Source organism: Halopseudomonas bauzanensis (genome assembly GCF_900114735.1).
GTDB classification, from domain to species: domain Bacteria; phylum Pseudomonadota; class Gammaproteobacteria; order Pseudomonadales; family Pseudomonadaceae; genus Halopseudomonas; species Halopseudomonas bauzanensis.
Genome location: NZ_FOUA01000003.1, coordinates 291,672 through 304,711, shown reverse-complemented (window position 1 = coordinate 304,711; position 13,040 = coordinate 291,672). Strand labels below are relative to the sequence as shown.

Sequence of the window (13,040 nt, the reverse complement as noted above, 5' to 3'; positions counted from 1 at the left end):
AGAACTTCAGGTTTTTATTTAATGGCATCTCCTTCTTTCCTCCCGCTTGAAATGGCTGCCCCGTCAGTGCCACCAGGGCAAGTTGTCAGAATGGCTGTTGAGTTGTTCCCATGCGATATTGATTGCCTGCGTGGCCTGTTCGTTGCTCATGCCAAATCCACGCATGATAAGCAATACCAATTCATGCAGGTATTCCTTATCGAACAGTTGGTTATGCATCATTCTTCGTGAGCCTTCGACCGTGGCCCCGATGATGTAATCGGTAGCGGCATCAAGTGACGCGAAGTGTACGGCACCGCTCTGTTTAGCTTCATTCAGGCAGGCTGTGACAATGCTGCCGAGGCGCTTGCTGAGAGACAGGTAGCCGACAAAATCGACCTTTGAGGTGAATGCCACCTTCTGTGGTTGCATGCCGGCATGGGTAAGCGACAGAAGCGGTCCGGCAACTACCTTGGCGGCAGGGTCGGAAAGCTGCGCAAAAATCCGCTCATAGGTTTCGATCATCTCATCTGCCATTTGCTGGCCGAGCTCTGCCAGCACCTCATCCAGAGAGTCGAAGTATTTGTAGAAGGTTCCTCTAGAAACCCCGGCCTTGAGAATGACATCATCAATAACTGGCGGTTTAGTGCGTTCGCTCACCAGAAATACATCCAGTGCTGCGAAGAGCAGGCGCTGTCGCATGCGTTCACGCTTCTCGCGAGCGACTCTCACCCGAAAATCGAGCTCTTCGTCCATCTTGGTCGGGCGTGCAGTTTCGTTGTTCATCTCAATTCCTATCCGTCAAAGTTCGAACCGGCCGTGTGCGGAGGGGAACCTTTATTGTCTCTTTATTTCGGGTAAAAGTAGAAGATTCGATTCCCGTTCGGTCAGAGCGCGTCCATAGAGTTCGAGTGAAAGTCTTGTGTTCAGTGCGGTATGACGACTGCCCACATTCAGATCTCGCCACAGGCGTTGCAGGGAATTGTTCTGAGCAAACGCGGCGGGGCCGGCGATGTCCATCAGACGCTCGCCTGCTTTGCGCAGGAGACCCATGGCATAGCCGCAGTCCGCCTGAATACAGGCTTTTTCAAAGCCGTTCAATGGGGCTATCTGTGCAGTATTGTCAATTTGCTCCGCAGCACGGCGGATATGCAGCCAAGCGGAATCGATTTCCATTGCAGCCTCACCCAGTTGCTGTACGAACACCTGCGACTCGCTCTGGCTGTCGTAGCGCCAGCCGATGATCTGGCGTTCGGGCAAGCTCTTCCGAACCTTTTCCAGCATGGCGCTGGCGGCGCCCAGCATAGGAGCGAGGACGCCTAGAGGAAAAAGAGGTTCGACTGGCCAGCGATCTCTGGGCTCCATGGCAGCCAGTACCTTGGGATCAGCCGCGTTGCTGCGTCGCAGTTCGGAATAGCGCAATATCTGAATGGGGGCGACTACGATATTTTCCGCAACGACGGTGTTACTGCCGGAGCCACAAACTCCGGCTACATGCCATGTGTTCTCGATTCGCACCTGTGGATGCTGCAGTGGCATGAGGGCGAACCCGGCATCAATTACCTGGTCCTGCTCGTCGATGATTTTTACCCCGTTGAGTGCCCAGTCGGCGTGCAGACAGCCCGATGCGTATCCCCATCGGCCACTGATGGCATACCCATCTTCTGTTGCCTGCGCAGTGCCGGTTTGCGCAGCGACGCTGCAAACTCGCTCTGCCCCTGTCTTGAAGACCAACTCTGAAATTGCCGGGGGCATGGATGCGACTGACGCGGTTACTCCGGAAAGCAGGCTGAAGGCCCAGGCGGTGCCAGGGCAAGCCTTTGCTATTTCGGCCACAGTTTCGATGTGAGTGATGATCTTGTGCCCCGATCCTCCAGCCCGTTTGGGAAACATCATCTGGAACAGCCCGGCCTGCTCCAGTGCCTCAATTACCTCATCCAGGACACGGCCTTCCTGCTCACATTGCGCGGCATGCCTTTCGATTAGTGGCAACAGCTTGCGTACGGCCGTTACGGGAGTGGGGTGGAGGTCTTCGGATGTCTCGTGGGCTATTTGCATTTCTCACCTTGTATTTTTTATCACAGTGACAATATTGTCATAATATATACTGTGTTTATTTTGTAAAGTGATTTTGGCTGGAATATGAAAATATGTGGTGCTGGCTTATTTGCCGCATATCCCATGCGTAGCAGGAGCCGAGAGCAGGGGAGATAAGATATGTAGGCTTTCAGGGAAGACCAAATATAGCGGTAACTTGCGTCCGTAGCGATCACTCAGATGACGTGTGTGGACTACTTGCTCTTTGCTGAACCTGAGGATGCAGGCTGTCTTGGGCTCAGGATGTCAGTACTGGCTGGCGGGCCGCCCGGCGCAGGGCCATAACCAGTATGAAACCGGCGCCTGCCAGCAGCGCCGAACCGAGAAAAACCTCGGCGAAACCTGAACTGGCAGCGAGCAGCCCCATCAACGGACCTGCCAAACCCACCGCTATATCGAAGAACAGCGAAAGCGCGCTCAGTGCGGAATTGCGATTGGCGTCCGGGGTGCGTGCCAGCGTTTCCACCGCCAGTCCCGGGTATACCCAGGACACTCCCAGCCCAGTGAGGGATGCACCGAGAATCGCGACCTCGGGCAAGGGTGCCAGCCAAACCAGCAGCAGCCCCAAGCCTTGTATTGAAAGACATAGCTTCACGACAGGATAGCCACCGAAACGTGGTATCACATTGGGCGTGGCGAGCCTGGCAAAGATAAAGGCGATACCAAAGCCCGTCAGGCACCAAGCGGCGTTCGACCAGCCGAGACTATCAAAATAGAGCGCGATGAAGGCGGTCAGACTGCCGAAACCGGCCGAACTGCAGACCAGTACCAGACCGTTGGGCAATACCGAGCACAACACGTGGAGAAAGGGTAGTCGCTCGCCGCGCCCCAGCGGCGCGGGGCGTCTGACGACCGCCACCAGTAGCGCAAACAGTCCGAGCAATACGATGCACATCCCGATGCTGGCCAGGTTGAACTGGTCTCTGATCAACACCCCCAGTGGCGCGCCGACGGCGATACCGCCATAGGCGGCAATGCCGTTCCAAGACATTACCCGTGCGGTATGCGGTTTGCCGTGCAAGCCGATAGCCCAGGTACAGCACGGAGTGGAAACCATCGCTGAAGCGAAGCCTTGGATCACGCGGGTGCCGAGTAGGAGCCAAATGCTGAGCCAGGGCGAGGAATACATCACGATGGCCAGTGTGGTCAGTATCCCGCAAAGAACGAGGGCGACGAGTCCAATGATGACAGCGGATTTGGCCCCGAAGCGATCGGCAAGCAAGCCGGCCAATGGTCGAGACAGCAGTGTTCCCACATACTGTGCACCGATCACGATACCAGCCCAGACAGTGCCGAATTCGAGTTCGTTGAGGATAAAGCCGGGCAGTACCGCCAAAGGCAGTCCGCTGGCCACATATGACATGAAGTTGAAGCAGACGATGAAAATGATCGACAGCGTGGGCTGCGTAGGGGCTGTGGTACGGGTATCCAAACTGCTGGCTCCTGAATTGAAAAACCCCTTTCATCCTGGTGGGTGTCCGGGGTTAAACAATCACTGACTAAGGACGATGAGCCAGTTCCCAGATTTTGAGATCGAAGCCGGGTGCGCTGGCCTCGGCAGAGGTAAGCTCCGGTGGACGAGAGAGAATTTTTTTTCCTGCCAGGTGATCCCCGGGACGATTGCAGGATTCGACAGCAACCAACTGGCCCTTACGGAAACACAGTACCGAGAACTGCTGTGTTGCTTCCGAACCCAGTCTGACCGTGCTGTCATAGCCGGTGGAAAGGCCAGCGATCTGCAATTTCAGGTTACCTTGATCAGTCCAGAACCAGGGTACTGCATCAAATGGCTTGGCGTTGCCCAAGAGCCTGCTGGCTAGGGTTCGCGCCTGTTCCATAGCGTTAGGCACTGATTCGATACGGGTATGCTCACCTTCATTCTGGATGCATGGGAAACAGGCAACGTCGCCTATGGCCGATATGTGCGGATCGGAGGTCAGCAGGTTAGCGTCGACCTTGATACCGTTCTCGATTGCCAGTCCCGCCTCATTGGCGATGGTTATATTGGGTATGACACCGATGCCGTAGACTAGGAGTTCGGCGGGCAATACCTTGCCGTCAGTGGTTTCAATCGCGGTAATCTGGCCATTTTCGCCGATGAGTCGGGTGACGCCCTGATGAAAATGAAACTGGACGCCCCAGGATTCATGTGTCTGGCGGAAAACGGCGGCCATGTCGCTGGAAACCGCCCTGGCCATGGGCCGATCCCCGAGATCCACCACATGAACCGACGCTCCCAATGCCGCGGCAACGGCGGCAAATTCCAGACCGATGAAGCCTGAGCCAATCACCACGACGTTACGAGCGTCTTTTACCCTGGGGGCCAGCGCGTCGGCGTCGGCCAGGGTCTTGATGCCAAATACACCTTGAAGGTCATCGCCGGGTACCGAAAGAGGGCGGTTGTGCGCGCCTGTAGCCAGTACCAGATGATCGTATTGCAGGCTCTTGCCACTGGCCAAAACGACATGCCGGTTCTGCCGGTCAATAGTGATGGCATCGTCCTGCAGCAACTCTATCTGTTGCTGATCGAAAAAAGCTTCCGGGCGAAAGGCCAGGTTGGATGTGGCTATTTTGCCCAGTAGATAAGCTTTTGATAGCGGCGGGCGTTGGTAGGGCAAGCCAGGTTCATTATTGATCAGCGAGATGTGCCCGGAAAAGCCTCCTTGGCGCAGGGATGCGGCAACCTGGAAACCTGCCTGGCCGGCACCGACAATTACAACTGACGAAAGCGACATATCAACTCCTGAGTACGTCAGTATTGAGATTCAGGCAGGCGCAGCACTATGCCGTCCATATCATCCTGAATGACAAGCTGGCAGGTAAGGCGGCTGTTATCCTGGCGTGTACTGGCGAACTCAAGCATATCGGACTCGCATTCTTCCGCTTGTGGTACAGAGTTCACCCAGGCCTCGTCAACGAATGCATGGCAGGTTGCGCAACTGCAGGCACCGCCGCAGTCTCCCTGGATGCCGGGAATCATGGCATTCATGGCGGCTTGCATCACGGATTGGCCCACTTCACCGACAATGGAATGTTGGGTACCGTTATGTTCGATCAGCGTTATCGTTGGCATTGTTTTTCTCCAGTCAACGGTTTCAGGCCACAGCAGGCTTGAGTGGGGGTTGGGTTTCAAATTGGGGGGCTCGACCCAAGGTCAGAAGCATCAGTGGGCCCACAATCGAGCAGACAAGACAGTAAACGAGCATGGTTGTATACGACCCCGTCTGGCTCAAGAAGGCGGCAAACAATAAAGGGGCCGCAGCCGCCGTAGCGGTCAATAAGCCGATATGAAAGCCATACAGCCGGCCGTACTCTTTCAGCCCGAAATAGCGGGCGACCAAAAATGCGGCAATATCGAACTCGGCACCTGCACCAAAGCCAATTGCAATTGCTGCCAGCAAGAGCAAGGTGAAATCGGTTGTTCCGCTGAGCAGGATCAGGCAGCCAATGGCAGGCATGGCCAGACTGATGGCCGATATGCCTGGGGCCCACACGCGATCCAGCAGATAGCCGACTAGGATTCGTCCAAAAACCAGTGAAATACCGAAACCACTGAATACCAGGCCGGCTTCTTCTGCAGAGAGCCCGAGGTCACGCAAGATGGGTATGGTATTGGTAACCATCCCAATAACCACCGACATCACCAGCGCCAGGGCAATATTGCAGATCCAGAAGTTCTTCGAGGTGAAGCCTTCCTTGAACGTCATTCCGGTAATACTGCGCAGGGCCGCCTGCTTGTCAGCTTCGCTTTTATGGCTCTTTGGTTTTGGAACCGAAAACCACCAGATGGTGAGGGGTAACAGCAGAAGCAGGTTGATCATGGCCAGCATGATAAAGGCTGCTTGCCAGCCCCAGATGCCAATGCCCCAGGAAAGCAACGGTGGGACAGTAGCTGCGGCGAGGCCGGTTCCTGAGAGGCCAATAGCCAACGCCAGACCGCGATTCTTCTCAAACCACATGTTGAGTAACTGAGTCCAGGTGACAGCGAGGTTGCCAATACTCAATATCGGAATGATCGTGAATGCCAGATAAAGGCTCCAGATCGACTCACCGAGCTGGGTGGCCGCCAAATAACCCAGCACCGTCAAGCACGTGGAAATTGCGGTTACTTTCTTGATCCCAAAACGCAAATTGAACCAGCCTACCAGTTGCAACGAGATAACTGCGCCCACGAATAGAAAGGTAATAGCTACCTGCAGCGCACTTCTGCTCCAGCCAAAGGCTTCTTCCAACGGAACGACAAGGGTTCCGAAGCCATAAAGCAATGAGGAATTGATGCTGATGCCAATGCCTAGCAAGGCCAGGATGAGTACCCGCCAACTGGTTCTAAATTCCGAAAAATCGATGGCGGCGCTATTGCTTGAATGATTCATACGCTGTCCTTCATTTTTTTTATGGCATCAGCTTATCGGAGAAATGCTACCAATTTCTGACTGCAGAACTGTATACTGATGTCAGAATATTGCATAAGGATCGGATTGTCCACACCGCGGGCACCTTTCCCGCAGCACAACAATAATAAAAGGAACGAGGTACCATAATGATGCCATGGCTCAGCCGCTTTTCCATTGGCGCGAAGCTTTTATTTGCCCCCGCACTGATTGTTTTCCTGCTTATCGTTATCTCCGCTGTTGCTTATGACGGGCTCAAGCGGCAGCAGGCTGTGCTGCACCAGGTGGAGCATGTCCGCTTCAGTCAATACCAGCGCGCACTGGACATTGCAGCCGCTTCTCAGGCAGCGATGGTCGGCTCTTACGCGGCTGTGGTTCAGGTCATTCAGAGCGAGGGTAATGTCTCCGAAGAAGAAATGCAGTTTTACGTGGAAGACATGCGGGCCAGTGTGAAGGATATGTTGGCAGGGATCGAGCAGGGTCTGTCTGAGTCAGCGAGCCTCACTGCAGAGGAGATGGTGCTCTACCAGAACCTGCAGGAACAGGCAGTGGCGTTTGGCGGGGGAGTAGAGCAGCTCGCGGACGCGTCACTGAACAATCCGTATCTGGCCCCATCGCAGCTAGGCTATGTAAGGGCGGATTATACGCGCTTGGTCGGCCTCCTTAACCTGTATCTGGATCAGCAGAAGGAGTTGGCCAGCATGTCGTTCACGTCGGCAGACGCGACTGCTAAATCAGTTACTACGGCATTGGCGGTTGCGGTTCTGGTCGCCATCGCACTGGCGCTCGTTGTCGGGCTACTGGTGCGTCATCAGATTCTGCGCTCTATCAAGGCGATCGAGCAGGCTGCTATCAAGCTGCGGGACGGCGATCTGACTCATCGTGTCGAGGTGACAGGCAGGGACGAGATAGCCCAGACAGCCATGGCCTTCAATGCGCTGATCATCAGTTTGCAGAGGGCAGTGCAGCAAGTGACGCGTATTGCCGAGTCGGTCGGAGCCTCCGCGGAGGAGCTGGTGACCACCTCCAATGAGGTGGCACGGGGTGCCAATGAGCAGGCCGGTGCGGCCATTCAGGCCTCATCCACCGTTGAGCAGATGAGCGTGGGTATCGCTTCTATTGCCTCGCATGCAGAAAATTTGCGGTCGTCAGCCGACGCCAGTATGCGAGGGGCAGAGAATGGCCGTTCAGCTTTGGCCAGGCTGCTGGATGAAATCTGCCGGGTGCGGGATGCTTTCGCCGCGATCACCCTATCGGTCGGCGACTTCGTCTCCAGCACCACTGCCATTACTGACAGCATCAACCGGGTCAAGGAGCTTTCCGCACAAACCAATCTGCTGGCACTGAATGCCGCGATCGAGGCCGCGCGGGCGGGGGAGAGTGGTCGCGGTTTCAGCGTTGTGGCTGATGAGGTGCGTATTCTGGCCCAACGTTCGGCAGTGGCGGCCAACTCCATCAATGAGCTTACCGATGAACTCGAAAGCCAGTCAGGGAGTGTCACGCGAGTGCTGGATGAAGGTGCGGCAGCACTGGATAGCAGCCAGGTGCTGCTCCAGGAACTGGAGAATGTGCTGCTGGAGGCGGCTGGTCTGGTCGGCGCGTCCAGTACGGGGGTGAGTGAAATCGCTTTGGCGGTGCAGATACAGAATGAGGGCGGCAAGGATATTTCACTGGGTATAGAGCGAATCGCAAAAATGGCGGAAGAGGGGGATCTGATCTCCCATCAGGTGACCTCGGCCGTGGCATCACTAAGGGAGCTGGCAGGAGAGCTTGAGCTGTCAGTCAGTCATTTCCGGACCTGAAGGGGCCGCAGACAAGTTTGCTGGAGGTTTTTATGAAGGGATTCAAGTGGGTCGCGTGGGGTTTTGCGTTATTGGTTGCGATGTTGCCAGCCCATGCAACACAGGCGAGTTCGGCGCAGGCGATACAGGAGATGCGCTCGTTGGGCTTTTCGGTATGCGCCAACATTCTGGTGTATTTCAACGAAAACGGTAGCCCTTATGAGCTACGCAATAAGCAGGCATATCTGCAGGGCATGACCCGCTTACAGAGCCTGGCCGCCAGTCAGCGGCTTGAGGATGTAAGCGCAGAACTGAGCCGCCTGCAATCGAGCGTGGCCGACACGGCCGAGCTACCACAGTCGGAGGTTGAACTGCGAAGAACGTCTCCGGGCTATACACGCTGGTTATTGCCTGTGGTGGACTCCCATGCGCGCCTACAGGAACTACTGGATGCGCACTATAGGCGTATCGATAATGCTGAAGAGCTGCAAAGCAGTTTGCATGCTCTGAGCCGTGATATAGGTCAACTGCTGCTGGGATATCAGATAGCTTCGTTCAGCCGCCTTGGAGCGGAGCAGTGGGTCATGTCTGCCCAGCAAGTGCTTGATCAAGACCAGCGGGTTCTAGATAGCTTCACTGGCTTGTCCGCCCTGAATCCGGCGTTGGAAAAACAACTTGCGGACCCTGCACGACAGTATGCTTTTTCCCGGGAGCAGTTATTCAATCAGGGTGGTCGATGGATGCCCAATGGAGTCGGACGTTATCTGGGCATGGCGATGTTGAAAATTGATCAGGCCGCAATTGAACTCACTAAATGATTTGCTCTGTATCCCGAGTCGCTATGGCTTCTCGGGCCTGACGATGCGGCCTGTTGATGCGGGCCATACGCCGTTATTCATGAGCGCGTCAAATGCAGAGCAGGGATAGCCATGTCGTACCCACCATAGCCACAGCCCCAGCAAGGCACCCACGAAGCAGCGCACTGCGACTTCGCCGTGCAGGCCTTTGCTGTAGATCCCTGCTTCTGGTAATGCTCTGTGACCTGGATAATGAGGATGTTTTCCAGGTGAGCAAGGATGATGTTCTGGGACGGATTGCTGAAGAAGGACGTGGTAAGTGAGCGATGCCTTTCGGCAGCCGCGAATAGCCAGGCAGACACATCCAGAACAACTTGCTTTTGCCCAGAAACCTCCAGTAGTTTGGTAGGTGGAGTCCCTATCCATTCGTATCCATGCGTTGGATAAGTGGGGCAGAACAGGCAACCCTCCGGCCACCGCGAGCCAATTGCAGGCGATCGATTTCACTCTCTACAGCCCGAGGCTCAAGCGTGATGCTTCGGGCAATGCTCTGGGCGGCATACGTACACCCTTCGTCGACGTACCGCTTGCCGTACTCAGTGGAACCGGCAACTCCGGCGGTAACGGTTTCTGCGGACTGTTCGGCACCACCACACCCTACAATGCGACTGAGCTGGACGCCCGGTACCCAACTCAGCAGGTATTTGTGAACGCGTGGACTGCAGCCACCGAAGAGGCGGTTGACAAGGGGTTTATTCGCCCTGCGGACGGGCAAGCACCTATCGATGCGGCGAAGCGAGTACAGAACTCCCCCTGACGCCTAGGAATATGAACATTTTATTTGTTTTTGTGCTTATTGCGTATGTCGTCAGGGATGTTGAGTGGATTTGGCTTAATGGCTGATTTTAAAGGGGTTATTGGTTGGCATAACCGTAGCGGTCCGCTGGAATGCCTCTTTGTTAGTGAAATGGGCGACTATTAGCTAACTAAAAATTTACAAAAATGAATTTTATGTTCATTATGTCCCTGGCTGAGCCTGACGAATAAAGAGGATAAAGGTATGAGTTCAGATAAGTTTGTTTTCCGTGCTGTTGCTGATCGTGGTCGCTGCTGCGGTTATGGTCTGTGTGCCTCAATCTGCCCCGAAGTCTACAAGCTTGACGACAATGGTCTGGTTTATTTCGACGACGACCGGATTGCGCCGGAACTGGAGGAAGCCGCCCGTGAAGGCGCTGCAGCTTGCCCAGCCGAAGCACTCTGGTTGGTAAAGATTGAAGAATAACCGGCAAGCCCGGTCATCCGTCATGGTCGTTGCGAGGTAGATTTCATGGGACGTTTAAAGGGTAAGGTTGCTCTGATCACGGGTACTGGTGGAGGGCAGGGCAGAGTTGCGGCGCTGCGTTTTGCGCGTGAGGGAGCCCTGGTGGTGGGTTGTGATACCAATGCCGCCGAGCATCAGATCACCGCCGATCTGCTTTCAGAGGAAGGTTTCACCCTGTACGGTAGCGCTCCGGTGGACCTTGGCGACCACGAACAGGCCAAGGCCTGGGTGGAGGCCGCAGTGGCCGAGTGTGGGAAGATCGACATTCTGTACAACAACGCTTCCGCTGCCCGCTTTGCTCCTGTCCAGGACATGTCCATTGAAGATTGGAACTTTACCATTCGCAATGAAGTGGATCTGCTGTTTTACACTACCAAATACGCGTGGAACCATCTGGCTGAACAAAAGGGCGTGATCATCAACGTGTCCTCCACTGCTGCGTGGGGTGGATCCAAGGTGGCCGGTATTTCTGCTCATTCCGCCGCCAAGGGCGCAGTGGTTTCTTTCACCCGCCAGCTGGCAGTGGAGGGCGCACCGGTAGGTATCCGCGCAGTGAGCCTGAGCCCCGGTTTCATTGCTACGCCAGGCACGGCAGCGTTCATGGAGAACCCGGTAGCGCGAGCGGCGCTGCTTGACGGAGTGCTGATGGATCGCCCGGGGGAGCCGGAAGAAGTCGTTTCGATGGCCGTATTCGTGGCGTCGGACGAGGCGTCATTCATTACGGGGTCGGATATCGTCATTGATGGTGGACTTCTGGCTATATAGCCAGCCACCCGTCCCTGGCAGAACGAGGAGGAACAGATGGATATTATTGGACTGGGTTACATGGGCTTTGAAGCCACTGACCTTGATGCCTGGCGCGACTATGGTCCGGCGGTAATGGGCTTTGCGATAGGTCAGAATCCGGAAGGCGATCCGGATTCGTTGTATTTCCGTATGGACGATCGCCGCCACCGTCTCGCCTTTCATCCTGGCAAAGTTGATCGACTGGCCTATCTCGGTTGGGAAGCCAAAGGGCGCATGGAGTTCAAAGCAGCCTGCCGGAAGTTTACCGATGCCGGCGTGGACTTTACCGTGGGCGACGCCGAGCTGTGCGAGAAGCGCGGCGTCAAGGAGCTGATCCGCTTCTTTGACCCGGTGGGCTTCCGGCATGAACTGTTCTACGGGCAGAAGTGGCTACCTGATTCCTTTGTGCCAGGACGTCGCCATGGCGGCTATCTTGCTGGCAGAAGAGGGTTGGGCCATGTCGTGCTGATGACACCTGAGTTTCCACCAGAGTTGGAAGACTTCCTTATAAATATCATGGGCTTCCATTGGTATGGCTCGGGTGCTGGCAAGGGTAAGACTGGGTTCTTCCGCTCCAGGCTGAATACCTTCACCAGCCATGATATCGCCTATGGGCACGCTCCTGGCCGTATGGGGATTCAACACGTCGGTCTGTTTGTTGGCAGCTTGCGCGACGTGGGCGAGACCTACGATATCGTGAAGAAGCGCGAGCTGCAGATGATGATGACGCTGGGTCAGCATTCCCAGGATCCACATATTTCCTTCTACCACTTCAATCCTTCAGGCTTCGCTTTCGAATGTATAGCCGAAAGTGAACCCTGGCATGACGATGGGTTCGAGCTGAATCCAGAGAAAATGAGCGTGTGGGGCCACGAGCTGGTTGGCCCGATTCTGGGGCCTAGCGTTAAAACGCCAGAAGAGGTTGGCGATCCGGAATTCAAGGCCAAGAAGGGTTAGAGGTGCGACTGGCTAGAGTAGAAGATGCGAAGGGCGAGCGGTACTGGGTTCTGTTGCATTCTGATACAGGTTTTGGTCAGCGCATAAATGCCCCGTTCTCCCGTTGGGCCGGCAGCGTCAACAGGGGAGATATCGGGGCCCTCGACCTGTCGCCGACAGCGCTTGAGCCAGATAGATTTCGCCTCATAGCCCCCATCGAGCCCGGTGCCCGTATCTTCGGCGTCGGGCTTAATTATTTATCGCACCTGACTCGCCTGGGTAGTTCCGCCCCTCCTCATCCTCTCGCCTATATGAAACCCGATTCCGCAATCGTTGATCCTGACGGAGTGATTTCCTATCCAGCGATGACAAGCGAGCTGGATTATGAAATCGAGCTGGTTGCTGTTGTCGGTGCGCCCCTGGACGATGCAGAACATGCCACGACATGTCTGATGGGCTACACGATCGGAAATGATGTCAGTGCGCGGGACGCCGGCAGGGCACTGGGACGGCTGGATCTTTTCACACAGAAAGGCATGGACGCTACAAGCCCGATCGGGCCTTGGGTGTGTACGCTTGATGAGTTCGGTGGTGGTGGTCAGCCTGAGCTGGACATGCAGCTGCGGGTGAATGGCGAGCTGCGGCAGCAAGATAATACGCGGGAGATGATTTTTCCTCTGGATGAGTTGCTCAATTACCTGGACGCACGCATAGCGCTTCGTCCAGGGGATGTGGTGCTGACCGGTTCCACACATGGGGTGGGGTTGGAGACGGGTCGGTTCCTGCAGCCGGACGATCTGGTCGAAGCATCCATTGACGGCATCGGCCTGATGCGCAACCGGGTCGGCCACCGGCGAAAACTGACCAGCTCCAGACGCGCAGGGCGACTGGGGTTTCCGACGCCATAACGTGGTGACGTCGCCGGTGTTTGCTACGAGAGAAAAAAGCGAAA

The 13,040-nt window shown here is 55.6% G+C and carries 13 protein-coding genes; 7 read left to right on the top strand and 6 right to left on the bottom strand.

All coding sequences use genetic code 11. The features are described from left to right. Window positions 1–63: 63 nt before the first annotated feature. The 6 genes from BM267_RS09795 to BM267_RS09770 form a co-directional block, all read right to left on the bottom strand. Window positions 64–765: a TetR/AcrR family transcriptional regulator gene (locus BM267_RS09795; RefSeq protein WP_074779641.1), complete on the bottom strand. Its 702-nt coding sequence runs from the start codon at window positions 763–765 to the stop codon at window positions 64–66. A 51-nt stretch (window positions 766–816) separates the two neighbouring features. Beyond that, the gene (locus BM267_RS09790; protein ID WP_074779639.1) at window positions 817–2,037 is read right to left on the bottom strand and encodes an acyl-CoA dehydrogenase family protein; all 1,221 of its coding nucleotides are present in this window, start codon (window positions 2,035–2,037) and stop codon (window positions 817–819) included. Window positions 2,038–2,314: 277 nt separating this feature from the next. Further along, entirely contained in the window at window positions 2,315–3,508 is a 1,194-nt protein-coding gene (locus BM267_RS09785; protein WP_074779637.1) for an MFS transporter, read from the bottom strand. A gap of 67 nt (window positions 3,509–3,575) precedes the next feature. Beyond that, window positions 3,576–4,811 (bottom strand): NAD(P)/FAD-dependent oxidoreductase, encoded by a 1,236-nt coding sequence (locus tag BM267_RS09780; protein WP_074779635.1) that lies wholly within the window; start codon window positions 4,809–4,811, stop codon window positions 3,576–3,578. Between the two features lie 17 nt (window positions 4,812–4,828). Then, window positions 4,829–5,149, bottom strand: a complete 321-nt coding sequence (locus tag BM267_RS09775) for a 2Fe-2S iron-sulfur cluster-binding protein (protein ID WP_074779633.1) — start codon at window positions 5,147–5,149, stop codon at window positions 4,829–4,831. Window positions 5,150–5,171: 22 nt separating this feature from the next. After that, complete coding sequence (locus tag BM267_RS09770) at window positions 5,172–6,449, bottom strand: MFS transporter (protein WP_074779631.1); 1,278 nt, start codon at window positions 6,447–6,449, stop codon at window positions 5,172–5,174. Between the two features lie 167 nt (window positions 6,450–6,616). Between BM267_RS09770 and BM267_RS09765 the strand changes: the two genes are divergently transcribed. The 7 genes from BM267_RS09765 (at window position 6,617) to BM267_RS09735 (ending at window position 12,996) form a co-directional block, all read left to right on the top strand. Beyond that, window positions 6,617–8,269, top strand: a complete 1,653-nt coding sequence (locus BM267_RS09765; protein WP_328586273.1) for a methyl-accepting chemotaxis protein — start codon at window positions 6,617–6,619, stop codon at window positions 8,267–8,269. A gap of 32 nt (window positions 8,270–8,301) precedes the next feature. Continuing rightward, entirely contained in the window at window positions 8,302–9,066 is a 765-nt protein-coding gene (locus BM267_RS09760; protein ID WP_074779629.1) for a hypothetical protein, read from the top strand. Window positions 9,067–9,454: 388 nt separating this feature from the next. Beyond that, complete coding sequence (locus BM267_RS09755; RefSeq protein ID WP_143063054.1) at window positions 9,455–9,862, top strand: alpha/beta hydrolase domain-containing protein; 408 nt, start codon at window positions 9,455–9,457, stop codon at window positions 9,860–9,862. A 243-nt stretch (window positions 9,863–10,105) separates the two neighbouring features. Next, window positions 10,106–10,327 (top strand): ferredoxin, encoded by a 222-nt coding sequence (locus BM267_RS09750; RefSeq protein ID WP_074779625.1) that lies wholly within the window; start codon window positions 10,106–10,108, stop codon window positions 10,325–10,327. Window positions 10,328–10,372: 45 nt separating this feature from the next. Next, window positions 10,373–11,131: an SDR family NAD(P)-dependent oxidoreductase gene (locus BM267_RS09745; protein ID WP_074779623.1), complete on the top strand. Its 759-nt coding sequence runs from the start codon at window positions 10,373–10,375 to the stop codon at window positions 11,129–11,131. Between the two features lie 36 nt (window positions 11,132–11,167). Continuing rightward, window positions 11,168–12,109 (top strand): VOC family protein, encoded by a 942-nt coding sequence (locus BM267_RS09740; RefSeq protein WP_074779621.1) that lies wholly within the window; start codon window positions 11,168–11,170, stop codon window positions 12,107–12,109. A 2-nt stretch (window positions 12,110–12,111) separates the two neighbouring features. After that, a complete protein-coding gene (locus BM267_RS09735) occupies window positions 12,112–12,996 on the top strand; it encodes a fumarylacetoacetate hydrolase family protein (RefSeq protein WP_074779618.1) in 885 nt (294 codons plus the stop codon). Window positions 12,997–13,040 lie beyond the last annotated feature (44 nt).

Bases quoted from the DNA above. Each gene is read 5' to 3' on its own strand.
- BM267_RS09795 (WP_074779641.1), bottom strand. From the start codon at position 765: ATGAACAACGAAACTGCACGCCCGACCAAGATGGACGAAGAGCTCGAT.
- BM267_RS09790 (WP_074779639.1), bottom strand. From the start codon at position 2,037: ATGCAAATAGCCCACGAGACATCCGAAGACCTCCACCCCACTCCCGTA.
- BM267_RS09780 (WP_074779635.1), bottom strand. From the start codon at position 4,811: ATGTCGCTTTCGTCAGTTGTAATTGTCGGTGCCGGCCAGGCAGGTTTC.
- BM267_RS09775 (WP_074779633.1), bottom strand. From the start codon at position 5,149: ATGCCAACGATAACGCTGATCGAACATAACGGTACCCAACATTCCATT.
- BM267_RS09770 (WP_074779631.1), bottom strand. From the start codon at position 6,449: ATGAATCATTCAAGCAATAGCGCCGCCATCGATTTTTCGGAATTTAGA.
- BM267_RS09765 (WP_328586273.1), top strand. From the start codon at position 6,617: ATGATGCCATGGCTCAGCCGCTTTTCCATTGGCGCGAAGCTTTTATTT.
- BM267_RS09760 (WP_074779629.1), top strand. From the start codon at position 8,302: ATGAAGGGATTCAAGTGGGTCGCGTGGGGTTTTGCGTTATTGGTTGCG.
- BM267_RS09750 (WP_074779625.1), top strand. From the start codon at position 10,106: ATGAGTTCAGATAAGTTTGTTTTCCGTGCTGTTGCTGATCGTGGTCGC.
- BM267_RS09745 (WP_074779623.1), top strand. From the start codon at position 10,373: ATGGGACGTTTAAAGGGTAAGGTTGCTCTGATCACGGGTACTGGTGGA.
- BM267_RS09740 (WP_074779621.1), top strand. From the start codon at position 11,168: ATGGATATTATTGGACTGGGTTACATGGGCTTTGAAGCCACTGACCTT.